General features: G+C 37.3%; 28 protein-coding genes. 13 read left to right on the forward strand and 15 right to left on the reverse strand.

The genetic code is table 11. From position 1 onward, the window contains the following. The first annotated feature begins 25 nt into the window (after positions 1-25). Positions 26-547 carry a shikimate kinase gene (locus AC0L6O_RS18185; protein ID WP_473304362.1) on the forward strand — a complete coding sequence of 174 codons (522 nt, stop codon included), beginning with the start codon at positions 26-28 and terminating at the stop codon, positions 545-547. Positions 548-622: 75 nt separating this feature from the next. Here the strand turns inward: AC0L6O_RS18185 and AC0L6O_RS18190 are convergent, their stop codons facing one another. From AC0L6O_RS18190 to rplS, 5 genes are all read right to left on the reverse strand, one after another. Further along, entirely contained in the window at positions 623-1,246 is a 624-nt protein-coding gene (locus AC0L6O_RS18190) for a hypothetical protein (protein WP_473304363.1), read from the reverse strand. Between the two features lie 26 nt (positions 1,247-1,272). Beyond that, positions 1,273-1,815, reverse strand: coding sequence for an OmpA family protein (locus AC0L6O_RS18195; protein WP_473304365.1), 543 nt, complete (start codon positions 1,813-1,815; stop codon positions 1,273-1,275). Positions 1,816-1,999: 184 nt separating this feature from the next. After that, complete coding sequence (gene rho / locus AC0L6O_RS18200; RefSeq protein WP_473304366.1) at positions 2,000-3,568, reverse strand: transcription termination factor Rho; 1,569 nt, start codon at positions 3,566-3,568, stop codon at positions 2,000-2,002. 259 nt (positions 3,569-3,827) lie between these two features. Continuing rightward, complete coding sequence (dapF, locus tag AC0L6O_RS18205; protein ID WP_473304368.1) at positions 3,828-4,598, reverse strand: diaminopimelate epimerase; 771 nt, start codon at positions 4,596-4,598, stop codon at positions 3,828-3,830. Positions 4,599-4,709: 111 nt separating this feature from the next. Then, positions 4,710-5,063: a 50S ribosomal protein L19 gene (rplS, locus tag AC0L6O_RS18210; RefSeq protein WP_341226003.1), complete on the reverse strand. Its 354-nt coding sequence runs from the start codon at positions 5,061-5,063 to the stop codon at positions 4,710-4,712. 222 nt (positions 5,064-5,285) lie between these two features. On the opposite strand from rplS, the gene ispE reads away from it, so the two are divergent. Together ispE and recO are read left to right on the forward strand one after the other, a co-directional pair. Continuing rightward, positions 5,286-6,098, forward strand: coding sequence for a 4-(cytidine 5'-diphospho)-2-C-methyl-D-erythritol kinase (gene ispE / locus AC0L6O_RS18215; RefSeq protein WP_473304370.1), 813 nt, complete (start codon positions 5,286-5,288; stop codon positions 6,096-6,098). Then, positions 6,098-6,787 carry a DNA repair protein RecO gene (gene recO, locus AC0L6O_RS18220; protein WP_473304371.1) on the forward strand — a complete coding sequence of 230 codons (690 nt, stop codon included), beginning with the start codon at positions 6,098-6,100 and terminating at the stop codon, positions 6,785-6,787. Before ispE ends, recO begins: the two co-directional genes overlap by 1 nt. Here the strand turns inward: recO and murI are convergent. Both murI and AC0L6O_RS18230 read right to left on the reverse strand, forming a co-directional pair. Further along, positions 6,780-7,538, reverse strand: a complete 759-nt coding sequence (gene murI / locus AC0L6O_RS18225) for a glutamate racemase (RefSeq protein ID WP_473304373.1) — start codon at positions 7,536-7,538, stop codon at positions 6,780-6,782. The two genes, recO and murI, sit on opposite strands and share 8 nt — an antisense overlap. Positions 7,539-7,627: 89 nt before the next feature. Beyond that, on the reverse strand, positions 7,628-10,270 hold the full coding sequence (locus AC0L6O_RS18230; RefSeq protein WP_473304375.1) for a valine--tRNA ligase: 2,643 nt from the start codon (positions 10,268-10,270) through the stop codon (positions 7,628-7,630). 135 nt (positions 10,271-10,405) lie between these two features. On the opposite strand from AC0L6O_RS18230, the gene AC0L6O_RS18235 reads away from it, so the two are divergent. Both AC0L6O_RS18235 and vapC read left to right on the forward strand, forming a co-directional pair. Further along, a complete protein-coding gene (locus AC0L6O_RS18235; protein WP_473304376.1) occupies positions 10,406-10,621 on the forward strand; it encodes a type II toxin-antitoxin system VapB family antitoxin in 216 nt (71 codons plus the stop codon). Then, positions 10,614-11,027 (forward strand): type II toxin-antitoxin system VapC family toxin, encoded by a 414-nt coding sequence (vapC, locus tag AC0L6O_RS18240; protein ID WP_473304378.1) that lies wholly within the window; start codon positions 10,614-10,616, stop codon positions 11,025-11,027. Before AC0L6O_RS18235 ends, vapC begins: the two co-directional genes overlap by 8 nt. Before the next feature lie 134 nt (positions 11,028-11,161). Here the strand turns inward: vapC and AC0L6O_RS18245 are convergent, their stop codons facing one another. Next, entirely contained in the window at positions 11,162-12,106 is a 945-nt protein-coding gene (locus AC0L6O_RS18245) for an aldose 1-epimerase family protein (protein ID WP_473304380.1), read from the reverse strand. Positions 12,107-12,241: 135 nt separating this feature from the next. On the opposite strand from AC0L6O_RS18245, the gene rpsJ reads away from it, so the two are divergent. Continuing rightward, positions 12,242-12,547, forward strand: a complete 306-nt coding sequence (gene rpsJ, locus AC0L6O_RS18250; RefSeq protein ID WP_111371182.1) for a 30S ribosomal protein S10 — start codon at positions 12,242-12,244, stop codon at positions 12,545-12,547. A gap of 55 nt (positions 12,548-12,602) precedes the next feature. Here rpsJ and AC0L6O_RS18255 read toward each other — a convergent pair whose 3' ends face one another. Together AC0L6O_RS18255 and AC0L6O_RS18260 are read right to left on the reverse strand one after the other, a co-directional pair. Continuing rightward, the gene (locus tag AC0L6O_RS18255; protein ID WP_473304381.1) at positions 12,603-13,328 is read right to left on the reverse strand and encodes a LytR/AlgR family response regulator transcription factor; all 726 of its coding nucleotides are present in this window, start codon (positions 13,326-13,328) and stop codon (positions 12,603-12,605) included. Beyond that, a complete protein-coding gene (locus AC0L6O_RS18260; protein ID WP_473304383.1) occupies positions 13,325-14,257 on the reverse strand; it encodes a sensor histidine kinase in 933 nt (310 codons plus the stop codon). Before AC0L6O_RS18260 ends, AC0L6O_RS18255 begins: the two co-directional genes overlap by 4 nt. A 326-nt stretch (positions 14,258-14,583) precedes the next feature. Between AC0L6O_RS18260 and AC0L6O_RS18265 the strand changes: the two genes are divergently transcribed. The 5 genes from AC0L6O_RS18265 to AC0L6O_RS18285 all read left to right on the forward strand — a co-directional run bounded on the left by AC0L6O_RS18265 (position 14,584) and on the right by AC0L6O_RS18285 (position 20,632). Beyond that, entirely contained in the window at positions 14,584-17,136 is a 2,553-nt protein-coding gene (locus AC0L6O_RS18265; protein ID WP_473304384.1) for a TonB-dependent receptor domain-containing protein, read from the forward strand. 2 nt (positions 17,137-17,138) lie between these two features. Further along, positions 17,139-17,651, forward strand: coding sequence for a hypothetical protein (locus tag AC0L6O_RS18270; RefSeq protein WP_473304386.1), 513 nt, complete (start codon positions 17,139-17,141; stop codon positions 17,649-17,651). A 407-nt stretch (positions 17,652-18,058) separates the two neighbouring features. Further along, a complete protein-coding gene (locus tag AC0L6O_RS18275) occupies positions 18,059-19,039 on the forward strand; it encodes a Kelch repeat-containing protein (RefSeq protein WP_473304387.1) in 981 nt (326 codons plus the stop codon). Further along, on the forward strand, positions 19,032-19,331 hold the full coding sequence (locus tag AC0L6O_RS18280) for a DUF4907 domain-containing protein (protein ID WP_473304389.1): 300 nt from the start codon (positions 19,032-19,034) through the stop codon (positions 19,329-19,331). The genes AC0L6O_RS18275 and AC0L6O_RS18280 overlap by 8 nt, the downstream gene beginning before the upstream one ends. Positions 19,332-19,342: 11 nt before the next feature. Then, positions 19,343-20,632, forward strand: a complete 1,290-nt coding sequence (locus AC0L6O_RS18285) for a hypothetical protein (protein WP_473304391.1) — start codon at positions 19,343-19,345, stop codon at positions 20,630-20,632. Between the two features lie 12 nt (positions 20,633-20,644). On the opposite strand, the gene AC0L6O_RS18290 is transcribed toward AC0L6O_RS18285, so the two are convergent. The 5 genes from AC0L6O_RS18290 to AC0L6O_RS18310 all read right to left on the reverse strand — a co-directional run bounded on the left by AC0L6O_RS18290 (position 20,645) and on the right by AC0L6O_RS18310 (position 24,684). Then, positions 20,645-21,745, reverse strand: a complete 1,101-nt coding sequence (locus tag AC0L6O_RS18290) for a hypothetical protein (protein ID WP_473304392.1) — start codon at positions 21,743-21,745, stop codon at positions 20,645-20,647. Beyond that, the gene (locus AC0L6O_RS18295) at positions 21,745-21,906 is read right to left on the reverse strand and encodes a hypothetical protein (RefSeq protein WP_473304394.1); all 162 of its coding nucleotides are present in this window, start codon (positions 21,904-21,906) and stop codon (positions 21,745-21,747) included. Before AC0L6O_RS18295 ends, AC0L6O_RS18290 begins: the two co-directional genes overlap by 1 nt. A 31-nt stretch (positions 21,907-21,937) precedes the next feature. Continuing rightward, on the reverse strand, positions 21,938-22,336 hold the full coding sequence (locus AC0L6O_RS18300) for a GxxExxY protein (RefSeq protein WP_473304396.1): 399 nt from the start codon (positions 22,334-22,336) through the stop codon (positions 21,938-21,940). 111 nt (positions 22,337-22,447) lie between these two features. Further along, complete coding sequence (locus AC0L6O_RS18305) at positions 22,448-23,521, reverse strand: hypothetical protein (RefSeq protein ID WP_473304397.1); 1,074 nt, start codon at positions 23,519-23,521, stop codon at positions 22,448-22,450. Between the two features lie 224 nt (positions 23,522-23,745). Further along, the gene (locus AC0L6O_RS18310) at positions 23,746-24,684 is read right to left on the reverse strand and encodes a hypothetical protein (protein WP_473304398.1); all 939 of its coding nucleotides are present in this window, start codon (positions 24,682-24,684) and stop codon (positions 23,746-23,748) included. Positions 24,685-24,786: 102 nt separating this feature from the next. Between AC0L6O_RS18310 and upp the strand changes: the two genes are divergently transcribed. Together upp and AC0L6O_RS18320 are read left to right on the forward strand one after the other, a co-directional pair. Beyond that, on the forward strand, positions 24,787-25,431 hold the full coding sequence (upp, locus tag AC0L6O_RS18315; protein ID WP_473304400.1) for a uracil phosphoribosyltransferase: 645 nt from the start codon (positions 24,787-24,789) through the stop codon (positions 25,429-25,431). 49 nt (positions 25,432-25,480) lie between these two features. Further along, entirely contained in the window at positions 25,481-26,740 is a 1,260-nt protein-coding gene (locus AC0L6O_RS18320) for an MFS transporter (protein WP_473304401.1), read from the forward strand. Positions 26,741-26,830 lie beyond the last annotated feature (90 nt).

Consider the following 26,830-nt stretch of genomic DNA (forward strand, 5'->3'; position numbering starts at 1 on the left):
AAGAACAAAGACAAAGATTTAAAGAATGACCACTAATATTTTTATGTTAGGAATGCCTTCGTCAGGTAAAAGTACATTAGGAAGAAACTTAGCAAAAGAGCTCGATTACGATTTCATGGACTTGGATCGTAAAATAGAAGTGAGTGAAGGAAAAAAAATCAATGAAATTTTCAGGCTAGAGGGCGAGGAGTATTTTAGAAAAAAAGAATCTGAACAACTCAAGAAAATCCCAGTCAATGATAAGCTAGTTATAGCTTTAGGTGGAGGAACACCATGTTTTTTTGACAACATGGACTACATTAAAGAAAATGGAATTAGCATTTTCTTAGACGTTTCTCCTGACAAACTGGAAGAGCGAATGCGGACTTCTAGAAGAAACAATAGACCAATGTTTAAACTAGAAAACGAGAATCTTCTAGAGACATTGACTAATACCTATAATAAAAGAATAGACATCTACCGTACTGCATCTATCATCATCGAAGGTGATACCGATGCTAGCACCATTCTTTGGATTCTGGAAGCTCAGTTTCCTAGAAAAGTTTGACCTATTTATTCGGATATAAAACAACAAAAAGAGCCGACCCAATTATTGAGTCGGCTCTTTTATTATCTGATTAAACTACTTACGACCTTTATTTAGCTCGTCTTGCAATTTTTTCAATTCGTCCCACTTACCGTCTCTAGCCAATGCTGATTGTTCAGGCCAAGTGGTTGGGTCATGCATCTGATATCTTGAGCCCGCTGCCACAAGAATCCCTTTCAGTGTTTCTACAGAAGCATTTGCTAAGTCTCCAAAAGTATAAATACCCGCATTGTGACATAGTCCTTCTATCTTAGGCCCTATTCCCTCTACTACTTTCAGGTCATCCTTTTTAGTAGGCTTAGGAGCCATAGAAGCTACCGGTGTAGAAACTCCAGCAGTTGCGGCCACCGCACCAGCTGCTGCTCCCGCCGCCGCCGCAGCTATTCCAGCTTTCTTACAAGCCGCCAAATCGGCCTCCAATTTGCTAATTGTAGTTTTATATCCACTAACGTCTACAGGAGCTGCTTTAGAAACTTTGCTGTTTCTACAAGCTTCCAATTCACCTTCTAAGAAGTTAATTCTATCTTGAAGTTCTGAAGCATGTGTTTTATATCGATTGATTTGCTTCTGAAGCCACCACCACAGCAATAATAAAGGAAGCAACCAGAGTAAAAATATATCCCAAGGGAAATTAGTGATTAGACATTTTATATTCTCCATTGTTTTAGTTTTAAAGTTTATCTTAATTAATCAGCCAGTCTTACCGTGGCCCTTCTATTTTTTGCTTTTCCTTCAGGAGTATCATTTGAGGCTATAGGAGCCTTCTCTCCCATTCCAGAAGTAATTAATTGTCCTGCTGTAAAGCCATCTTGTACTAAGACATTCTTCAATAGATTGGCCCTATCTAAAGACAATTTATCATTAGTGGCATCAGTACCATCACTGTCCGAATGACCAACAATATTCAGTTTCCTATCAGGATGTGCAGCTAAATACTTTTTGGCGGTAGCTAAGAAATTATCTAACTCCTCAGTACGGGTAATACTAGCCTTTGCTGTCTCAAAATAGACATCTAAAGGTTCAAAGAGTAATTCTTCAGCAGCTGCTTCTTCTTCTGTAATTGAGGCTGGTTCTACTACTTCTACCTCTGGTTCATCTGGCATTATAACCGCAGTATTATTGCCGTCATATTCTCCAGTAGAACAGTGAGGTTTCCGCTCGCAATTCCAAAACCAACTATACAGAAGAGACCACAACACAATAAGTAGTGGAATCAAGATTCTGTTCATGATTGTTTAGGGGTTTAAAAAAGGTTTGAGTTATAAAAAAAACATTGCCTACCGTGAAAGCTTCACTATCAGCATGATAAATATACAATTATCATCGCAAAAATACAGACCCTCTTAAAAAAAATAGGTCAGATTCTCACTTTAAGAGAACCTGACCTACAAATTAATCTATCTTATCTGAAAATTACCTATTCATTGTCAACAGGAATTCTTCATTACTTCTAGTTCCTTTCATCTTATCTAACAAGAATTCCATTGCTTCCATAGAGTTCATATCGGCAATGTACTTTCTAAGAAGCCAAACTTTATTCATTTCATCTTTATGCATCAATAAGTCTTCTCTTCTAGTACCCGAAGTCATAATATCAATAGATGGGAAAACTCGCTTATTAGCCAATCTTCTGTCTAGCTGAAGCTCCATGTTACCTGTACCTTTAAATTCTTCAAAGATAACTTCGTCCATTTTAGAACCCGTATCTATCAAAGCTGTTGCAATGATGGTTAAAGAACCTCCATTTTCAATATTCCTGGCTGCTCCAAAGAAACGTTTAGGTCTGTGAAGTGCTTTCGCATCAACACCACCAGACAATATCTTACCTGAAGAAGGCACCACTGTATTATGAGCTCTCGCCAATCTTGTAATAGAGTCAAGCAAAATCACCACATCGTGACCAGACTCTGTAAGTCTTTTAGCCTTCTCTAACACCATTCCAGAAACCTTTACGTGCTTATCTGCTGTTTCATCAAAAGTTGATGAAATAACCTCCGCTCTTACACTTCTGGCCATATCTGTTACCTCCTCAGGACGTTCGTCAATTAGAAGAATAATCAAATAAATTTCAGGGTGATTTCTAGTAATAGCATTTGCTATTTCTTTTAGAAGAACTGTTTTACCTGTTTTAGGCTGTGCCACAATCATCCCTCTTTGCCCTTTTCCAATAGGTGCAAATAAGTCTAAAACTCTTGTTGACATTAATTCAGGCTTGGTACTTAACTTTATCTTTTCTTCAGGGAAAAGTGGTGTCAAATACTCAAACGGAACTCTATCTCTTATTTCTTCCGAAGTTTTCCCGTTTACAGAGATTACTTTTAATAAAGCAAAATACTTTTCACCATCTTTAGGTGGTCTTACTGTACCATTAATAGTATCTCCAGTCTTTAAACCGAAAAGCTTTATTTGTGATGGTGATACATAAATATCATCTGGGCTAGCCAAGTAATCATAATCAGGAGATCTCAAAAAGCCGTAGCTTCCTTCAGACATTATTTCTAATACTCCCTCATTATCAATTAAGCCATCAAATTCCTTAATCAAATTATTGAACTGACGCTTTATTCCTTTAGAGTAATCATCTCTCTTTTTCTTCTCCGCAGGATCCATATCCTCTTCTTCCTCTTCATCAGAAAGACCTAAATCTTCATCCGTGATATCTGGAATTTCCTCTTCTAAATCAGACAAATCTATATCCTCTTCCTCTTGCTGCTTTACCGTTTCTTCCGGTCTTGGAGCAGAGTCGTTACCATCTCTTTGAATTCGTTTTCTGGTTCTTGGCCTTTTAGAAGGAGTTTCTTCTTTAGGCTTATCAGCAACAGGCTTTGATTCCTCTTTTTGTGGAGCTTTAGTATTACCTTTTTCAAGAATTTTGTCAGTAATACTTTTTTTATTAAGGCCCTTAACGTCTATTCCTAATTCTCCTGCAATAGCCTTCAACTCTGGTAAAAGCTTAGACTTTAAATCCGATTCTTGATACATGTAAATGATTTTATAAAATAAGTTGGCGTAGGATAATCAATAGACATTGACCCTAACACGCACTTCAAAACTTAAGTTAAATTTGATTTCAAATTAAATTGGTGATACTAGATAATGCTGAATTTTTTCTCTGAAAAGCAAAAATCTAGAATTGTTGAGACGGAACCTATGAGGTCTAATCAGATTCCATTGCAATGTTAAAACGAAAAAATTTAGAAGTCAATACATTTCGGTAAAGATTTGCACAAAAATCTATCATTTAAGCTAAAACTCCTTCAAAAACCCTTTTAGCAGGACCTTTCAAGTAAATATTAGTGAACGATTTATCTGCATTTACCTCAAAAGACACTTCCAACTCCCCTCCCTTAGTGACAATTGCAATAGGAGATTGACAAGCATCAACCACAAACCGATCCAAAACACAGGCAGTTACACCTGTACCACAAGAAAAGGTTTCTGCTTCTACTCCTCTTTCGTATGTACGTACTTTGATTTTTTGTTCTCCGAGTGGCTCTACAAAATTCACATTAGTACCACCGTTCGCCGTCCAGAACTCACTATTCCTAATAGCACTTCCAGTTCCGTCTACATCAAGGTCATCTAAATTATCAATGTACTTTATAACGTGCGGAGAACCCGTGTCATAAAAATGTAAGCCATCTTTTATCTGTACAGCAGTAGTGTCCGTCATTTTCAAGGAAACTAGGTCTGTACTTACTGAGGCCTCATGCTCGCCATCCACTGCTATAAAGGTAGTCTCATTCTCAAAAACGCCTAAATCGTGAGCAAACCTCACAATACAGCGACCACCATTACCGCACATGCTTCCCTCTCCTCCATCTGCATTGAAATAGACCATTCTAAAGTCGTAACCTTCTGCATTTTGAAGAAGAATAAGCCCATCAGCTCCAATACCAAATCTTCTATGACATAGTACTTCTATTTCATCTTTTCTAAGATTGAAAGTTTGCTCTCTATCATCAATCATGATAAAGTCGTTTCCTGTGCCTTGATATTTAAAAAATTTCATGCCGCAAATGTAAATAGATTTCAAAAATTATAAATAAAAAAAGCCGCCTTATCAAGGCGGCATTTTCCAACACAAATTATGAAAAAGCTATTACTTATATTCTTAAATATTTTATTTCTGCTCTCTAATTTTAGCTGCTTTACCGTGCTTGTTTCTCAAGTAGTAAAGTTTAGCTCTTCTCACTCGTCCCTTTCTTAATACCTCTACCTTTTCGATACTAGGAGACAAGATAGGGAAAATTCTCTCAACACCAATGCCGTTAGAGATTTTTCTTACTGTGAAAGTTTCACCATTAGTTCCGTAATTTTTTCTTTGGATTACAGCACCTTGAAATACCTGAATACGCTCTTTGTTTCCTTCTTTGATACGTACGTGAACATTTACTGTATCTCCAGCTTTAAATTTTGGATGCTCAGTTTGTTCTCCGGCGAGCTCTTGCTCTACCATTTTGATTAAATCGCTCATTTTATTCTTTTTATATAGTATAAACATCTAAAGAAAGAGGCTACGGTTCAGGAATCGATGTAGCGTATCTAAAAACAGACCGCAAAGGTAATTTAATTTTTATTAAATTCAAACGTCTATCAGAAAGAATATTAGACTAGAAAACTTCATACAATCCTGAGAATCATGTCTTACACTTAGCTTTACAATACTTACCTTTGCTCTATAAGCTAGGTAATCTCAATGATAAGTTTCCCAAACGCAAAAATCAACATAGGCCTTAACATTCTCAATAAAAGAGAAGATGGTTTTCATAATATCGAATCCATTTTTTATCCGATAGCATGGAAAGATGCCTTGGAAGCCTGCAAAGCTGATAGTTTTGCGTTTAACTCTTCTGGCTTAAACATACCTGGAGACAGCAAAAACAACCTTATCATTAAAGCTTATAATCTCTTAGAAAACCTCATTCCAAAAGGAGAAAGCGTCAAAATACACCTCCATAAGGTTATACCAATGGGTGCTGGCCTTGGCGGAGGCTCTGCCGATGGAGCATTTGCTTTAAAATTGCTCAACGAGCTGTTCAAATTAAACTTAAGCGAAGCTGTGCTTGAAAACATGGCTGGTAAGCTAGGCAGCGACTGTCCTTTTTTCATTAAGAACAAACCTGTTTTTTGTTACGACCGCGGTATAAAGTTTAAAGAGATTGCCCTTGATTTATCATCTTATAAAATTTGTGTGGTTAACCCAAACATACACATCAGCACGGCAGAAGCTTATGGAGCCATCACTCCCAGCGTTCCTGAAAACATTTTAATGGATGATATAAAAGCACCCATTACAGCATGGAAAGATTTAATCACGAATGATTTTGAAGAACCGCTAGCTAAGAAATACCCAAAAATAGGAGCTATTAAAGAACAACTGTATAACCTGGGTGCATGCTACGCATCAATGACGGGCAGCGGTTCCACAGTTTATGGCATTTTTGATAAAGAAATAGACACTAAAAAGCATTTTGAAGGCTTAACTACCTGGCAAGGTCAAATGCTCTGATGTTACACAAAACCAAAGGCATAGTTATAGGTTACATTCCTTACAGGGAAACATCCATTATTGTAAAGCTTTATACAGAAAAGTTTGGCATACAGAGTTATATTGAAAATGGAGTGAGAACCGCTAAAGGGAAAAACAAAATTGCCCTTTTTCAGCCAATGACACTTCTAGACTTGGTGGTGTACCACAACGACAAAAAAGACTTACACAGAATATCGGAGATAAAATGCACCACGCCTCTACTTACTATTCCGTATGACATCAGAAAATCTAGCGTGGCTATTTTTTTGAACGAAGTACTCAATAAAACGCTGAAAGAACATATTGATAACGAGTCGCTCTTTTTCTTTCTTTATCAAGCCATCCTTACCTTAGACGCTTTAGAGAAAGGCATTGACACTTTTCACTTAACGTTTTTGGCAAAATACTCTTATCACCTAGGCTTTGCTCCGCAAAATTCACGAGAAATTGAAACGCAGTTTAACGAGTTTGACATACATATACCTGTGGAGGAGGAAACAAAAAAGTACTTAAACCTTTTGTTCAAATCTGACTTTAGCGACCAAATTTTAGTCAACAAAACCTTCCGGAACCATCTTTTAGATGTTATGCTGGCTTTTTACAGAATTCATCAAGAAGAATTTGGCGAATTAAAGTCGCTTCAAGTTTTGCGACAGCTAATTAACTAGCCCTTAAACGTAGCATAAGTTTGACGTATTTAGCCAAACTTGTCACTAGCTCGCCTGACTCATAAAATACTACACGACCTGAACCTGCTTCATTTATCATCCCCTCTTTTTCAAGGATTCTTTTTACCTGATTAGCCGTCCCTTCGTTACCGTCAACTGTTTTCAAGTTTGTAAATAGCTTTTCAATCAACTCTTCGTAAAAAGTGAAGTGCGTGCAGCCCAAAACCATATAGTGATATTCATCGGTATTATAAGGGCTTATTTGCTCTTGCAGATATGCTTCCACCTCTTCTCCTTTGAAAATCCCTTTTTCGGCAAACTCTACCAGTTTTGGCAAAGCCACATTGGTAATTCTGTCTTCTACACCTAAAGAAGCTACCAAGTTTTTATACCGAGTAGCCGCAAGTGTTATAGGAGTAGCTGCCGCCAAAATTCGTTTAGAATCATCAAAATCTGCAGCAACTTTTACCGCTGGCTGAATGGCAACTATTGGAAAATCATATTTCCCTCTTAGGTATTCTACGGCAACATTAGTGGCCGTATTGCAAGCTAAAACTATCATTTTAGCCCCTTTTTCTCTCAAAAAAAGCACTGCTTTTTCTACATAACCTAAAATTTCTTCTGGTGTTTTATAAGAATAGGGCACATTGGCAACATCAGCATAATAAGCATAACTTTCCTTAGAAAGCTTTTTTGTAAGCTCATGCAGCAAAGTCAATCCACCAATTCCTGAATCAAAAACTCCTATCAAGTTTGAAATTTTAAGTAAATAAAAGCGTCCGTTTCAAATATAAACCACCAAAGCTCAAAGCACAATCAATTTCCAAATATTTGAAAATATCAAGCCATTTTGGCTAATGCTTCTTCCAAGGCTTTAATTTTTGATTCGGCATCGGCTAATTTATCTCTTTCTCGCTGAACTACATCTGCTTTCGCATTATTCACAAAACGCTCATTGCTAAGCTTCTTCTCTACAGAAGTTTTGAATCCACGAGCGTATTCCAACTCTTTCAGCATGTTTTCTTTCTCAGCTTCTTCATCTAGGTTATCGCCTAAGTCTAAGCCGTACTCATCAGCTTTTAAAACCATGGTTAAACCCTTAACCTCATCCACAAAACTTACTTCAGAGATATTGCCCATTTTCATTATTAAATCAGATAATGACTCAACTTTTTCTTTATCAGTAGTCTTCACGTTTAAACTCAAAGACTCCTTTGGTGATATCTGCTTAGATTGTCGAGTACTTCGTATCCAAGACACTATCTCAAACAACTCATCAAACTTTTTCAATATTAATGTTTCTGTTCCACTACCTGTTGGAAACTCAGACAAACATATCGTCTCCTTAGCGTTTCTTTCCTTAAGACTTTGCCAAATCTCTTCTGAAATAAATGGTGTCCACGGGTGAACCAACCTCATTAGCTCCTCTAAAATATCTATAGTTGCGTCATAAGTCTTCTTTTCCATTGGCTGGCTTTCTCCGTCAATATAAGCAGGCTTAACCATCTCTAGATATTGCGAACAGAAGTTATTCCAAATTAAATTATAAGTACTCAAAAGTGCATCAGACATCCTATAATTTGCATAGTGCTCATTTATCTCAGATATCGTCACGTTCATCCTTTGCCTGAACCACTTAATAACTAATTCATTAACCTTTTTCCTTGATTTAGAAACTTCAATTTCTAAATTCCCTTCCCAACCTTTCACTAACCTAAATGCATTCCACATTTTATTAGAGAAATTACGACCTTGCTCGCACAGTTTTTCGTCAAATGGCAAATCGTTTCCGGCAGGAGAGCTGAAAAGCATTCCTGTTCTTACACCATCTGCACCGTATTTTTCCATCAACTCAATAGGGTCTGGGGAGTTCCCTAAAGATTTTGACATCTTTCTACCTTGCTTATCTCTTACTATTCCGGTCAGGTAAACATTTTTAAAAGGTTCTTTGCCTTTGTATTCGTAACCCGCAATAATCATTCTCGCTACCCAAAAGAACAGAATTTCTGGTGCGGTTACTAAATCATTAGTTGGGTAGTAATAGTTAATATCTTCGTTTTCAGGATTTCTGATACCGTCAAAAACGGACATTGGCCATAACCAAGAGCTAAACCAAGTGTCTAAAACGTCCTCATCTTGTGTCAAGTCTTTCTCGCTAAGAGCAAATAATTGATACTTATCTCTCGCTATTCTTAAAGCATCTGTCTTGGTTTTGGCCACTATGCAGGTGCCATCTTCCATGTAGAAAGCTGGAATTCTGTGTCCCCACCAAAGCTGACGACTGACACACCAATCACGAACATTTTCCATCCAGTGACTGTAGGTGTTTTTAAACTTCCCTGGAATTAACTTAATGGTATCATCCATCACATTTTTCAATGCTGGCTCGCTCAGTCTTTCCATTTTCAAGAACCACTGCAAGGAGATTTTAGGCTCAATAACAGCTCCCGTTCTTTCTGAAGTACCCACATTAGAAGTATAATCTTCCACTTTTACCAAATGCCCTGCTTCGTCCAGCATTTTGATAATTTTCTTTCTGGCCACAAATCTATCTTCGCCTACTAAAATCTGAGCTTTCTCATTCAACTTAGCATCATCAGTAAGTAAGTCTATTACCTCTAAATCATGCTTTTTCCCTAATTCAAAGTCGTTTTGGTCGTGAGCAGGTGTAACTTTTAAGCATCCCGTACCAAACTCCACATCCACGTATTCGTCGGCTATTACTTTTATTTCTCTATTGATAAGAGGAATTTTAACAGTCTTCCCTATTAGTTTTTGATAACGCTCATCTTCAGGATTAACACATATGGCGGCATCTGCCATGATGGTTTCTGGTCTTGTGGTAGCTATTACCACATCACCATCAGCACCTTCATATCTTATATAAACTAGCTTTTGTGGTCTTTCTATAGTAATAACCTCCTCATCAGAAACTGTAGTTTTGGCTTGTGGATCCCAATTAACCATTCTATAACCTCTGTAGATATCTCCTTTATTATGAAGGTCTACAAAAACATCTATCACAGACTCATAAAGAGCATCTTCCATAGTGAAACGAGTTCTATCCCAGTCGCACGAAGCTCCTAGTTTTCTCAGCTGACTAAGAATAATTCCGCCATACTTTTCGGTCCACTCCCAGCAGTATCCTATAAACTCTTCTCTAGTTAGGTCTGCTTTATTTATGCCTTTTTCTTTAAGCATAGCCACCACTTTAGCTTCTGTAGCTATAGAAGCGTGGTCGGTTCCAGGTACCCAACAGGCTTCCTTTCCTTCCATTCTAGCCTTACGAATAAGCACATCTTGGATGGTATTGTTTAACATGTGCCCCATATGAAGCACACCCGTGACGTTTGGCGGAGGAATAACAATACTGTACGGCTCTTTGTCTGGATTAGGTTTTGAAGAGAAAAACTTGTTTTCTATCCAATACTCATACCATTTATCCTCGATTTCTTTGGGATTATACGTCTTTGAAATTTCCATTCCTGCTGCTTATTGATAAGACCACTCAAGGGGTCATTAAATTAAGCCGCAAAATTAGGGAATTTGGATTGCTTAGGAAGCAGAATTTTCAATGTGTATAAAATTTCCTATTTTTGGTGTATAGATTATCATTTTATGAGAACCAATATAGAAATAGACGAAAAAAAAATAGATGCTTTAAGGGAGCTTACCCATTTAAAAACAAAGAAAGAGATTGTTGACGTCGCTTTGGAATCCTATATAGCCAAAATGTCAAAACTGGCTTTGTTAGACATAAAGGGAAAGATAGATTGGGAAGGAGACCTAGCGGAGTGGCGAACACCAAAGCAAGAACTAGAGCTAAATGACTGAGCCAATTTTAGTAGACACCTCTGTTTGGATAAACTTTTTCCTGGGTAAGGAGAATGCATCCACCGAGACATTAGAACATTATTTAGCCAATGATGGCGTAATATGCTACTGCCCTACTATACTTCAAGAAATACTACAAGGCTGTAAAGACCAGAAACAAATGGCAGCTATTTATGAACAATTCGTGAGATTGACCAGCCTTGAATGTGGGCATTATGAAGCTAGTGCGGGAGCTGCTCAAATGTATTTCAAGCTAAAGAAAAAAGGAATTAGCATCAGAAAACCAAACGACTGCCTGATAGCTTGGTACGCCATCAAAAACAATGTCGCCTTAATTCATAATGACAAAGATTTTGAGATGATTAAGCGAGAAGAGCCATTGAAAACGTCAATTGGAATGAAGTAAGTGTTTGTCACGATTTTGGTTAGAATGACAAAATCTCGCCAAATACACACATGGCATTACGTAAGATTCACTTGTTTTACCAATATTTCGTCCCAAAAGGGACTTTTCTTAATGTAAACAATACGTAAAGCCTTTCACCCCACCTCCACAGCCCAGCCTCTTTCGAAACTTTGACCAGCGGCTAGTGTATTTATACCTTCTTTTTCTGTCAATTCTTGGTTATGCTCTACGCTGTCTGCAATACCACACCAAGGCTCTAAGCAAACAAAATTGGCGTTTTTAGCTGCCCAAATACCAAAGAAAGGAAAGTCGCTAAAAGTGAATTTTAGATAATTTTCAGACATCTTAGACTTAAGGGTAATTGTTTCCGACTTAAGATTCTTAAAAACTAAGGCATCTTCTTCAAATAACTCTTTAGACAGATTTAATGCATTATTATCCAATTTTAAATCAGTAGGCGTAGTTTCTATCAAGCCCTCTAGACTAAGCGGCCAACGTTTTAAATCTTCTTGAGCGTCAAATTCAAGCAAAAAACTATCATAACCACCCTCATCATTAAAAGGAATTGCGAAAGCTGGGTGTGCACCTAGTGAAAACAGCATTTTCTCCTCCCCTTTATTTACCACACTATATTTCACAGCCAAAGATGCTCCATCTAACATATAACTGATAAAGAAATCAAAGTGAAAAGGATAAACCTTTAACGTATCTTCTGATGAAGAAAATTTCAAAGTAGCCTTCTCTTTATCTTTACTTACCGTCTCAAACATGTTATCTCTAGCGAAACCATGACGAGGCAAACTGTAAGATTTCCCTTCATATATATATGTGTCGTCTTTTAAACCACCCACAATTGGAAAAAGAACAGGAGAACTTTTTGCCCAAAAAGAAGGGTCTGAATCCCACATATGCTCAATACCTGTTTTTTTATTAACAAGGCTTTTTAGCTCTGCTCCTTTCGGTTTTATCCAAACTTTCAGGGAGTCGTTTTCTAGGGAAATCATCTTCGAGATATTATTTTGAGCCGAAAGAACCCTAAAATTGTTGGTTTTACCATAAAAATGTTTGCTTTTCATCATCAAAATATGAAAACTTCACAGGCTTACTTTGTTTAATCATAATATTACCACTACTTTTGCAGCCCAATTATACCGAGCTGGAGTGAATGGTTCTTTCGGCGGCGGCATTTGTAACAAATAAAAAAGCAGAACCTGATGGCACAAAAAATCAGAATTAAACTTAAGTCATTCGACCATAATTTATTGGACGGATCGGCAGAGAAGATTGTTAAGGCGGTTAAATCAACTGGAGCAGTTGTTAGCGGTCCTATTCCTTTACCAACTCGTAAAGAGAAATTCACAGTACTTCGTTCTCCACACGTTTCTAAGAAATCTAGAGAGCAGTTTCAATTATGTACTTACAAGAGATTGATAGATATCTTCTCTGCAAGTCCTAAAACAGTAGATGCACTAATGAAATTAGAGCTTCCTTCTGGAGTTGACGTTGAGATTAAAGTATAATCTTCTTTTAGAAAGAATATTGAGAAGCCTTTTAGAGAAATCTGAAAGGCTTTTTTTATACCTTTTTGGAATCGATAAATTCTTTGAATGTTTTCTTGTAAGAATCGCTTATCGGGAAATATTGGTCCAAAATCTTCACCTTATCTCTTTCTATCTCTTCAATAGCGTCAAAAGCTATAATGGTAGAATTATGAATCCTGATAAACATATTAGAAGGAAGAGACTCTTCTAACGACTTCATGGTTTGCAGGCTTACTATTTGTTTGTCGGGTGTTTTGACTTTGACGTAGTCTTTTAAAGACTGAATATATAAAATATCCTTCAGTCGAATTTTAAGCAACTTCGTACCGTCTTTAATAAAGATAAATTCATTGGAAGGAACACTTTCTTTACTCTCCACCACTTTTATGACAGGTTGTTTTTCTTTAAAGCGTTGTGTTACTTTCTCTACAGCTTTCAAAAAACGCTCAAATGTGATAGGCTTTAAAAGGTAATCCGTCACATCTAAATCAAAACCTTCAATAGCATATTCCGAATAGGCCGTGGTAAGTACCACCATAGGTTTCTTTTGTAAAAGTTTTAAAAGGGTCAGACCCGTAATCTCTTTCATCTGAATATCAGAAAAAAGTAAGTCAACCTCCTCTTCTCTCAAAAACTCTAAAGCCTGCAGCGGATTCCCGAACGATTTCAAAAGCTCTAAAGAAGGTGTAGTTCTTACATATTCCTCCATGAGCTTTCTTGCCAAAGGCTCATCTTCCACTATTATACACCTGATTTTCATAAATCGATATCGAGTTTGACTTGGTACGTTTTATCGTCTTCCAATATATCTAAACTATGCTGGTTTTCATAACTAAGGTTTAGTCTTCGCATGGTGTTTTTTAAGCCTATTCCAGACTTTTCACCTTCCTCCACATTCTCATTTTTACTATTAGTTACTTCATAGTAACAATGTTTACCTTCAAAGTTGAATTTAACTTTCACCCAAGAGCCTTCATTGGAATGCGTAGTTCCATGTTTAAATGCATTTTCTAAAAATGTAATGAAAATTAAAGGAGCTATTCTTAGTGTACTATAATCACCTTCTATGCTTAACTCTAGAGGAAAATCATCTTCTAGGCGAAGCTTTTCTAAATCAATATAATTTTTGATGTACTCTATTTCCTTTGATACTGGCACTACCTCGTTATTAGCCTCATAAATCATGTATCGCATCATTTGCGATAGCTTGGAAATAACCTCCTTCGTGTTTGGGGAGTTGGTATGAGCTAAATAATAGAGGTTATTTAAGGTATTAAAAAGGAAATGAGGATTGATTTGGTCTTTCAGAAACCTTAATTCCGTAGCCAATTTCTCATTCTCAATCTCCTTTCTTTTTGCGTCCAGCTCAAACCAATCTTTCAAAAAACGCAGTAAAGAGACAAAAGTGACAATTACTACCGTACTAAAAGCATGCTGAATGATAAACTTAGAGGAGTATAAAAAAGAAAATGCTCTTTCTGAAGCCTCCATGTAAATCATACGCTTCAGCCAAATCTGAATACTTACTATCACCGCCAAACTAACCAATAAAGCCAGAATATACTTTCCCGTCTTCTTCTCCTTTAAAACAATGGGCAGTAAGACGAAATAGTTAAAATAACTAATAGTTGCCATGGTAGAAACCTGCATGATGGCGTCCAAAAACGACCTTAGATAATTAGGCTCCATGCCCCTTTTAGGCCAAGAAACTATATAGAAGAAGAAAGAGAAGTAAACACACCAAAAAACGAGGTGCAATAGAAATAATCTATTCTTTCTAAAAAATTGAGCTATCATAATATATATATATTGTACCGCAATGTAAGCTTGTTTTAAAAGCTCAATGTGGAATATCTACCCTTGTTTATTAAAGTTCGATGTTTCCCCCTTTTTTCCCGATTAGTCCCTTTTTCACTTAAAAAGCCCATTTGTCGACTTTTTAGGGCATAGCATATAATATGAAAAATTAAGCGACAAAAGTGAATTTGATTTGTAAGGTCAAAACAAATATAACTATGAACAAGCACTTTTTCCTTTTGAGTTTTATAACTCTATTTTCTTTTAGTACAGCTTTTGCTCAAAGAGGCGGAGGCCCTCCAGGTAGAGGTGGAGATGGAAACGGAAGACCAAGCCGAAGTACAGAAACCACCAAATCTTTTGACTTCGATAATGAAGATTCCCCAAAAGGTAACGCTAAAATCAAAGGTTTCGTAATAGATTCAGCAGTGACAATTGCTGTAGAATATGCTAACGTAGCTCTTATAAACGAAATCAACAGCAAAGTAGTGGATGGAGCAATGGCCGATGAAAATGGAAAATTTGAGTTCACTAAAATTGCCCCAGGCACATATTCATTAAAAGCCAGTTTTATTGGATATACCGACCAAGTCATAGAAAACATCAAAATCAAAAAAGGCGATGACATTGATTTAGGAACTATAAAACTTGCTATTTCTTCTAAAGTATTAGACGAAGTAACGGTAACTGGTCTAAAATCAATCATTGAAGAAAAAGTAGACAGACTTATATATAATGCAGAAAACGACCTTACATCAAAAGGCGGAGACGGTGCAGACGTATTAAGAAAAGTACCGATGCTCTCTGTTGACCTTGACGGAAACGTATCATTAAGAGGAAGTTCTAACATCAAAGTTTTGATAAACAACAGACCCTCTACCATAGTGGCGAGTTCTGTAGCCGATGCCCTAAAGATGATTCCTGCCGATTTAATAAAGAGTGTAGAGGTTATTACGTCACCATCTGCAAAATATGATGCTGAAGGTACTTCTGGAATTATTAACATCAACACTAAAAAATCAACCATCCAAGGTTTTAACTTAAGTCTTAACTCTGGTGTAGGTGTACGAGGTTCTAACTTGGGATTGAACGGAAACTTGAGAATAGGAAAAGTAGGATTCTCACTCGGAGGTTTTGGAAGGTCCTTTTACAATAAGGCAGAAACTACCTTAGACCAAACCACCTATGCTGCGGGAAATATTTTCAAAACTACCCAAGCGGGAGACTCTAAAGACTTTGGATTATTCGGCAGATATAACTTAGGAATGGACATAGAGCTGAACAAAAATGAGTACATCAACGGCTCCGTTTCTTTTGGAACAAGAAATTTCAATAGAGACCAAGATATGCTTATCTCCTCTTTTAATAATGGCAGCCTTACCTCGGAGCAAAACCGACTAGTAGAGACTATTAATAAGTCAAACAACGTAGATGTGAACCTTGACTATATCAAAATATTTAAGCCTAGTCATGAGTGGTCTATCTCTACGCAGTACAGTCAAAATAATTTGACTAATAATTTTGATGCCGAGATTTACTCAAACGTTAATGAGTTAATGAGCGGCCAGCAGAACATCAACGGAAACGTAAACAAAGAAGTAACTGTTCAAACAGATTATATGGTACCAATAGGTACAAAACAGCTATTTGAAGTAGGTGTTAAAGGTATTTTCAGAGAAGTAAATAGTGATTATCAATACCTATTTGGTACAGTAGGTAGTTTACAAGAAATAGCTTCACAGCCTTCTGGTTATTTAAATTATAATCAAAACATTGCTGCTGGATATATTTCTTACACCCTATCTACCAAAAACAAATGGTCGTTTAAAACAGGTGTGAGATATGAGCATACTAATATTGATGCCATTGACAATGCACTTCCTTTAGATATTTCTAGCTATCAGAACTTTGTTCCGAGTATTAATATTTCTAAAATACTTAATAACGGCCTAACGGTAAAGGTTGCTTACAATAACCGTATTCAAAGACCGGGGCTTCAGCAATTAAACCCTAACTATAATGCTGCAAACCCTCAATCCATTACTATAGGAAATCCTAGTTTGACACCTGAGGTATCAAATAACGTAGAGCTTAGTTTGAGTAAATCAATAAAAAGAAGTTACATCAACCTTTCATTCTTTGGAAGACAAACTAACAATTCAATTCTACAGTTAACCTCCCCGTCTGACACAGTAGCTGGGGCATTAATTACTACTTATGAAAACATTGGTAAGCAGAAAGTTACGGGACTAAACTTCTTTGGTAATGTTTTCTTAACACAGAAATGGAGCATAAATGGTGGCTTTGATGTTTACTACAACTACTTAGAAGGTCAAGTACAAACTGTTGACGGATTTGAGCTTGCTAGCAATAACGGAATAGTATTAGGCGGAAGAATGATGTCGCAGTTATCATTAAACAAAGGTTGGGGCTTACAAGCTTTCTCAGGATTTAGAGGTAATAAAGTATCGCTTCAAGGTAAAGAGTCTGGAATGGCGTTTTACTCCTTAGGTGTTAAGAAAGACATCAATGACAAAAAAGGCAGTATAGGTATTGCGTTTGATAATTTCGTAAACGGAATGACCAGAACATCAACAACGAACTCAGACCTTTTCAGTCAAAAAAGCGTAAACTATATATACAACCAAAACGTAAAACTTACATTCTCTTATAAACTAGGAAACATGAAGTTTGTAGAGAAAAAGAAAACAAAATCTGTCAACAACACCGACCAAAAAGGTGGTGGCGATAGCGACTCAGGAGGATTTTAAGAATGAAGAAAAAAACAACAGGAACCCAAATGCGAATAATACATAGGTATTTGGGTTTCTTCTTAGCAGGAATAATGGCGATGTATGCCATAAGCGGTACAGTTCTAATTTTCAGGTCAACTGATTTTTTAAAGCAAGAAAAGCACGTTGAAAAAACGCTAAAACCAAACTTATCAGAAGATGAATTAGGTAGAGAATTACACTTAAAAGGATTTAAAGTAAGCTCGCAAGAAGGTGATATTTTAAACTTTAAAACAGGAACCTATAATGTCAAAACCGGGGAAGCTTCTTATACATCAAAAAACCTTCCTTTTATACTCGGAAAAATGACCAAAATACATAAGTCCACCACAAATGACCCGCTATATTGGTTAAACATATTCTTTGGAGTTTCTCTACTCTTTTTTGTTATATCCACTTTTTGGATGTTCAGACCAGAGACTAAGATTTTCAAAAAAGGGCTCTATTTCACACTAGGAGGCCTCTTATTAACATTCATTTTACTATTCGTATAAAGAAATTTTATACATAAAAGGGTCTAAAAGATAAATGCAGTTGGTTTACAAGAACTGCAATGGTTAGTGGTTTAACTATAAATTCGAGACCTCTCTGAAATTTCAGAGAGGTTCTTTTTTTTGTGAAAAGTTAAATATTTGATATGCCATTTTAGAGGCAAATTTCCTAAATGCCTTCATCAATATCTTTGTCACAATTTTGGCTTTGGTGTAAGCCAAAAATTCCGCCAAATCAAACAATCATTACTAACGAAAAGGCATGTTTCTATTAAAATTATACCCCGCTGGGGTATCTGGAAAAATTGTTATGCTAATCAGTCCTTAATTAATGTTAAAACCGAGATTATTAAAGCCGCGTTTGCATCGCACCTGCCGTAGAGAAGAATAAGAAACATATAAACTTTACAATGCAAAAAAAACGCTTAATCTTACCTTTACTATTTCTTACTATTTTCGGGCTACAAAGCTGCGACACCACTGACGTGGATCCTGCAGATGGCGACTGGTTTAAACTATCTGACCTTGACGGTTTAGCGAGATACTCTGCCGTAGGTTTTTCTATTGGCGATTTTGGATATTTAGGAATGGGAGCCGATGAAGACAATTACAAACTAAGTGACTTCTGGAAGTTTGACCCATCAAAAAACACTTGGACACAAATAGCAGATTTTCCTGGAACAGCCAGAACAGCTGCCGTAGGTTTAAATATTGAAAACAAAGGCTACGTAGGCACCGGTCTAGATATTGAAGACAATAAACTAAATGACTTTTGGGCATACGACCCTGCTAGCAACACTTGGGAGCAAAAATCAGATTTCCCTGGCTCTGCCAGAAGAAACGCCGTAAGCTTTACGCTTCTTAATAAAGGATATGTAGGTACTGGCCATGACGGAAACTACACCAAAGACTTTTACTCTTACGAACCAGCTACAGACACTTGGACTAAAATCACGAGCATTGGTGGCTCTAAAAGAGTGGGTGCCGCTTCATTTGTGATTGACAATAAAGCTTATGTAGGCACTGGAAATAACAATGGCATAAACCTTTCTGACTTATGGCAGTATGACCCAGCCACTGAGACTTGGATAGAAATGTTAGACTTTGATGAAACTACCGTGGCTAGGTCTTATGGTTTTGGTTTTTCTTTAAACAATAAAGGTTTTATAGCTGGAGGTTCTTCTAGCAACACCGTTTGGGAATACACCACCGGAGGTGATGAAGGCTTAGGTGAGTGGAATGAAGTAACCAGTTTTGAAGGTAGTGCCAGAAACTACCCAGTAGCTTGGACTATTAATAATGAAGGCTACGTGGCCACAGGGTCAAACGGCCTTTCGAGATACGACGACCTTTGGAAGTTTACGCCAGACATAGTTCAAGACGATGAATAAAAACATTGGACTCTCCATATTAATTATACTTGGTCTTATAGCCTGTAAACCTAGCTCCAGCTACTCTTACAAAGTACTGGAGCTAGGCCAAGACCAGTTTGGCTATGAAATAATCAAAAGTAATAAGTCATTTATTACTCAAAAATATATTCCGGGAAAAGCAGGAAACACACCGTTTTCTAGTGAAGAAGATGCTGAAAAAGTAGCATCGCTGATGCTGCTAAAGTTAGAAAACGGGGTGTTCCCTCCCACCATAAAATTGTCAGAAATAGACTCGCTCCAAATCAAATAAAGCTGTAGAAAATGAAATATATAATTGCCATTATTCTGGCGATCGGAGGTATTGCTATGTCTTGCACCTCAGGTAGTTTAGATGTAACACTCGACATAGATTCGCAGATAAATCAAAACACCGTCATGGTAGACACCATGCGTGTGGAAGGCTTTACGGTGAAAGAGGACAGCACCTACACCTCCGCATCTGGACAGCTTCAAGTAGGTAGCTACACCATGAATAATAGGTTAGCGATAAGCTCCGAAGCCTATTTTCAAGTAAGCTTACCGGGCACCAACTACGGAGCATATAACATTACCGAAAGCATGGTTTTAGATTCTGCCAAAATTCAGCTTAGACTAAGCGGAAATATAGGAGACACCACGGCTTATCAAACCATCAGGCTTCACGAGCTTATTTCTGAAATACCGACAAGTGATGCACAACTGAGCAATTTCTCATACCCTGCCGAAACTAACCACATAGCCGAAAAAATATGGAAGCTTAGACCTTCTAAAGATACCTTGGTAGAGCTTACTTTAAATGCAGCCACTGCTCAGGAAATATGGGAGTATTACCAAACCAGCTATAGAGAAGACAATCCTAGTCTCTTGAAAATCATCAAAGGATTGGTATTAAAAGGAGGTCAAAACAATACTTCACTCAGTGTTTTTGATGCCACCAATGCCGACATACGTCTTTATACACATACCCAAAACACATATATTCAATACACTTTTGACTTTCCGCTTATAGTAAACAATGCTCAGTTTAACCATTACACCTACCTCTCCGACTTTGATGCTTTAAATACCTTAAGCCCTGGCGAGCAAGTGAATGCGTCTTTAACAAATAATGAATTTGTTTTAAATGCAGGACTTGGATTGTCTGGCAAAATTGAAATACCCGGAATAAGTCAGTTAAAAGAAATCACCGACCTTGCCGGCATTCATCAGGTTCAAATGGTGCTTTACTCCACCCGAAAAAGTTTAACTGAAACGCCTACGCCACCTGCTTCTTTGGCTTTATACATCATAAATCTTAATAACGAAATAGAGGCTGCTATGGCAGATGCTTATGGCACCCAGATAACGGGCACCTATGTTTATAACCCAGAAGACCTAGTTTTTACCAGTTATTACACTTTTGACCTGACGCAATATTTCAAAAACATTCTTTTTCAAGGTGTACAAAATAAGGGTTTCAAAGTGATTCCTGCAGATGACGGAACAGTGAATGGAACATTTGGCGGTGTATACCTAGGAAACTATGACAATGCTTCCTTTAAAGCAAAACTGATAGTTTATTATGGGGAGTAAATAAGGTATAGACTATTCCCTCTCAAAAATATGGAGGGTATTTTTTAGGTCTAAGGCATAGAGTTTATCGTTAGCAGCTTGAATTTTTAAAGGACCCATTTCTACAGGCTTGCCTGCATCATCTGCTAATACCTCGAGATTGGCCAAGCTTTGCTGTTTACGATTATAAACACCAAGACCCGCTCTTTTGCTATTCTCACCCAAGCCTGTTCTAAAATAAATATAGTTTTCATCAACCTGACTAGGGTCAAAGAAAAATGGATTCATGGATAATCCATTTATATCAAGTGGGTTTACATGAAGGTTTTGCCATAAACAAATTTCCCCTGTTAGGGCATCTATTTCTATGTATTGGCCAGCTTCAAAAATCACGACACGTCCAGTTTCCTTATCTAGAATAGGTAAACTGATTCTACAATGGGTATCTCTTTCATTTTTGCCAGACAGAAAAACCTCATCTTGCTGCCATACCAATGAACCATTCGCCACGGAAATGCCAAAAAACAGAGGAAGGTCTGGAACAGAAGATAAGTAACTTTCTGAAACTATATTTTTATGTCCAAAAACCACAAGCACCTCCTCAAAAACACCCAAAATCTTCCCGATTTTTTCTACGCCTAAGACTGACGTGTCGTATTGCCAGAGGGTGGTTTCGGTTTGATGGTTGTAAAACGTAAACTGATTCTGACTCTCTTGATTATCTTTTAAAACAGCATTCGTATTATCTGCAAATAAGATTTTAATATTTGTATTGTCAAAGAGAATTTTAACAACTGCCTTTTTCTTGATATTGTACTTTACTATCTGTGTTGAATAGTCTGACAAATCATATTGAAGACCTAGATATATATCGTCATAGAGTGTTTCAAACCGTGGAGAGAAACCATTCAAATAGAATACCTTACTATCTCCTAAAACGCTCTTACAGAAAGTTAAACTCTGCCCCTTTTTTCCAAAAAACAAAAACTCATTTATGTCTAAAAAAGCTAATCCCTCGGCATTTTTTTCAATAAGAACGTCTCCTAAAATTATTTCTCCAGACTTACTCAAATAGAGTAAGTTATTTTTAACAACATTAATTAAAGAGACGTTTTTAATAGCTAGATATTTCATTATTTAATGTCAATAAAACCGTATAAAATTGAAGCATTATTTAAAACGATAGTTTTGAAATTAATAAATTTAGCGGCTCTATCTTCCAAACTTGGGTTAGTCGACAAATCATTCCACAAACTCCCCCTCAGCCCGTCATTATTCCAGAATGTCTTAACCATGATTATTTTGATTGGGTTGATTTAGGTGATTTTAGTTTGCTGCCTTAAACTTCTTATTTATCAAACGCTTAAACTTTAAGCTTCTTTCTCCAAAATTAATGAGTAATCCTACTTCTAGATTATATGCTTCCAAGTAATTCTTTGCTTGAGCCAAATGGACATCTTGCAGCTCAATCACCGCTTTTAATTCCACAGAAATATTTTCATATACAAGAAAATCAACCCTTCTGGTACCAATATGCACCTCACGATAATGAATAGGCATTTCGAACTCTCGCTGAAAAGGAATGTTTTCAATGTCCAGCTCTATCGCTAAAGCACGCTGATAAATTACCTCTTGAAAACCATTTCCTAATGCAGAATGCACCTTCATGGCTGCTCCAATTATTTTAGACGTCTGGTCGGAGTATTTGTAGTTTGTGTGAGTCATGTTCTAATTTGAAATACCAAAAACGCTATAATATAATTGATTTAGCATTAACGTAACGCTAAGTAGCTAAAATCAAGGTATTCATCAAAATCAAACATATCATGGTTTAGACTATTCTCGCTCAAAAATATGGAGGGTGTTATTGGAGTCTAGGGCATAAACTTTATTACCGCTTATTTTTGGCTGTGCATTCCTTATGAAAGCACCAGTCTCTTGGAAATCTTCAAAAATGTGTAACCAGTCTATTTTTAGACTTTGGGTATCAAAAGACCCTATGCATTTGGCAAAACCACCTAAAGCAAGTACATGTGCCTTAAAATATAAATGGGTGTCAGAAATTGAAGACGACATTGTCACATTAATCCCTTTTTCATCCAATTGCTCTTTTATAGATTCTGCCTTAATTTCACCCGACTGAGAGTTTAAACTCCAATAAAAATCACCTAGCAGAACCTCTAGTAGAAGACTGTCTTTTTTAAATTGAAGATTAAAACTAAGCCCACCTAAGGGAGACATTTTTTGATTTATCAGTACTTCTTTCTGCTGCCAAAGTAGATGGCCTGTTTTGATGTCTAAACCCATATAAAGTTCATATTGGTCAGAATACCGTGGGTCTGGGTTTTCGTAAAGACCCACCACCACCAGCACCTCCCCAAAAACACCCAAAATCTTCCCGATTTTTTCTACGCCTAAGTCTGACGTGTCGTATTGCCAGAGGGTGGTTTCGGTGGGGAGGTGGAGGTTTTTTATTATCATTAAAGAATCTGAGAAAAACAGCGAGTTTTCTACAAAAAAAGAATGATTTACTTGAAAAATATTTGACCCTAATATTGTAAAAACATTAAGGTTAATATCAAATAAATGGAACTTTCGATGTCGTCGTTTGTCTGTTTTTTCAGAAAACAATATTGTTCCTTTATCATGAATAAAATTTTTGACTAAAGTATATTCTGTTTCAAGAACTGCTTTATTCCCCTTACTTGAATACAACGCTGTTTCCCCACTTTTACTTTGAATTGAGTAAAAATCACCAAACACGGAAGAAGACTGAGTATCTATATTGAATTCAGGCAGAACTATCTTTTGGTTGTTCAAATAAGCAATATTGTCTTTGTCAAAAAAAAGACAAAGCTCATTATCACACTTAAAACTCAATACATTCTGAATTGTGGAAATCTTATTCATTTTACTTTAATAAAACCATAAACACTAGAACTTAAATTCTCTACAAGGTCTCGAAACTCATCCTTGGCGTCATCTTCTTCATCTAATCCATCAAACAAACTCCCCCTCAGCCCCTCATTATTCCAGAAGGTGGTAAAAAGTGCTTGGTCTTGCTTTCGGCTTCAAATAAGCCAAAATGTTTTAAAATTCCCTTATAGATTCCTATGTTTTAAAAAGAAAGCCAATTACAGCCCAAGAAACCAATCTAAAAGCTCTGGTTCGTTCACAATACTCCAAGAATGAGGATGCCTGCTGCCGTCTGGTCGGATGCCTTTGCCTTCGGTCAATATCAGCTCGGCATGCTCATTTCCGTCTATCTTTATTTGATTAATGAGTGCTGCAGCATCTATGCTGTTCATAGAATAATAATCTTTACCGCGGTTTTCTATCCACCACATAACGTCTGGCTCGGTATAGGCCCTAATAGCTATATCCTTTAAAAAACGGGCATTTCCGCCATACTCAGCGGTATAACAAAAAGGAGAATAATTAATATAGTTGGTCATGACCTCGGCAGGTTTTCCTCCCAAGTTTTTTGTGAGATATTGACTCACCCACTGCCCTTCATTGGCAGCTACTTCATTAAGATTCATACGCCAAGCCTTATCTGTTTCCGCCCAAAAACGCACCATGTCTAAGGGAGCATCACAAATGGCCACCGCCTTTGGCAAAATATGATATTGAGAATCTTCACTTTTAGAAAAAATAGCCATTTTCAAAGCCCGAGTACCTTCCAAAGACATTCCAGAAAACAGTAAATTATCAATAGGCACATCATTACTAGCACAGGCTTGGTAAATATAGCTTTCCAGTTCTTGCATCTTTTTTACTTCAAAAAGGAATTCAAAGCTGTTTTCAGTATTCACAAAAAGCGTTGCCAAATCTCGCTGTCTGGCTAAGTTTATAATACTATTTGATACGGCAGTATCAAGCTCTGCATGAAAAAACACTACAGCCCCTAGTGCCTTATTTTCAGGCAAGAAAAGTGTGTATCCAGCATCTACCTCAGGAATTTCAATACCATCGATAAGTGTTATTTGACTGCTAGCCGGCACCCGAAATGTAACAGCCTTTTGCCCAAGGCAAGAGAAAGAAAGCAAAACCAAAAAACAGATTCTATGCATATACAAAGAAATCTAAATCGAGGTAAGAAAACACGCCTATGTATGTTAAAATAGCTTAAGCGTCGTATATTGGGTTCATCTTAACCTTTTCAAAAAACACTCATGTATATTCTTGCCGAAAGTAGCTCCATTGCCAATAACTTCTTAGCCCAAATAAGAGATGTCAATATTCAGACAGACCGACAGAAATTCAGGCGAAACATAGAACGCATAGGAGAAATATTGGCCTATGAAATTTCAAAGAATCTACATTTTGAAAACGATAAAATAACCACGCCATTAGGGGTAAAAGAAACCAAAACGCTAAAAGACCAACCAGTTTTGGTCACCATATTAAGAGCAGGATTGCCCCTGCATAATGGCATGTTAAACTATTTTGATGAAGCCGATAATGCTTTTATTGGAGCCTATAGAGGCTCTCATGATGCCAAAGACGATTTTGATATTGAAATGGATTATATCACCAGTCCTGACATACAAGGCCGTACTTTAATTATTTGCGACCCCATGATAGCCACCGGAAAATCTATAGAAAAGGCCTATCACGCTATGTTACGTCATGGAATTCCTAAAAGAACCTACATAGTGGCGGCCATAGCCTCTAACAGAGGAGCCAGATTTGTACAAGCCAGAATGCCAGAATGCAGGTTATACCTGGGAGATTTGGACAAAGACCTAAACAGCAAGTCTTACATAGTTCCGGGTTTAGGAGATGCAGGAGATTTAGCTTTTGGAGAGAAATCATAATAAAGAAAATATCTATTTTTAAGCCCTAATTAATCTTAACCACTATTTTATGTCTTTAAAACTTTCTGCAGCAGACTGGAAAAAACTTTTCAGTCTACCTGTAATTGTAGCCGCCCTCGGGTATTTTGTCGATATCTACGACATGCAACTTTTCGGCATAGTAAGAGTACCTAGCTTACGAGCTCTAGGTCTTTCCGAAGAAGAAGTAGCCACCGCAGGAAAATCTATTTTAAGTTATCAAAGCTATGGCCTGTTGGTAGGTGGAATTTTCTGGGGAACCTTGGGTGACAAAAAAGGAAGATTATCTGTACTTTTTGGGTCTATTATTACGTATTCCATTGCCAATGTAGCCTGTGGATTAATACCGCAAATAGCTTTCATGGACCAAGTAGAGGCCTATAAATGGTTAAGGTTTATAGCCGGAATAGGTTTAGCAGGCGAGTTAGGAGCAGGAATCACATTGGTATCAGAAAGCTTACCTACTAGACTTAGAGCCATAGGAACCTCGCTAGTAGCAGGCATAGGTTTGATGGGTGCTGTGGTTGGTAATTTCACGGTGCGTCTTTCTGGCGACTGGACCATCGCTTACTTTATAGGTGGTGCCATGGGATTTGCACTTTTGCTCCTGAGAGTAGGCGTGATAGAATCTGGCATTTATACCAACCTCACAAAAGACAAGAGCGTATCTAAGGGTAATTTCTTTATGTTCTTTAATAATTGGGAGCGTTTTGTGAAATATTTGAAGTGTATAGGCATAGGCATACCTACTTGGTTTTGTATTGGAATTTTGGCCTATTTCAGCAACGAGTTTGGCGAAGCTCTTGGAATAGAAGAACCAGTAGAGCCCGGCATGGCCATCATGTGGGCATATATAGGAATATCTGCCGGAGACTTTTTGAGTGGCTTTATTAGTCAGCAGCTACAGTCTAGAAAGAAAGCTATTTTTTATATGATGTCTTTTTCGGCAGTAGCCGTTATGCTCTTTCTTTTTGCAGGTGTAGAGTCTGCTAACGCCTTATATGCCATCTGCTGTTTATTAGGACTTGGTACGGGTTACTGGGCTATGTTTGTCACCGTTGGTGCTGAGCAGTTTGGAACCAATTTAAGAGCTACCGCAGCCACCACCATTCCAAACATGGTAAGAGGTGCACTGCCCGCTATGATTGCTATTTTCATATTCTTCAAACCATCTAGTGGTATTATTTGGGCGGGAGCTATTACCGCGATATTTGCCTACGCCATTGGTTTTTATTCTACCCTCACTATTCCAGAAACGCACGATAAGGAATTAGACTATTTAGAAGAATAGCGTATAAATACCTAAAGGAAACCGTATGATTTGCCTTTAAAATCACTCATGGAAAAGGTACCTTTGAATCACTTTATAGCCATGAAAAAG

Source organism: Arcticibacterium sp. GJ41-1 (genome assembly GCF_055808875.1).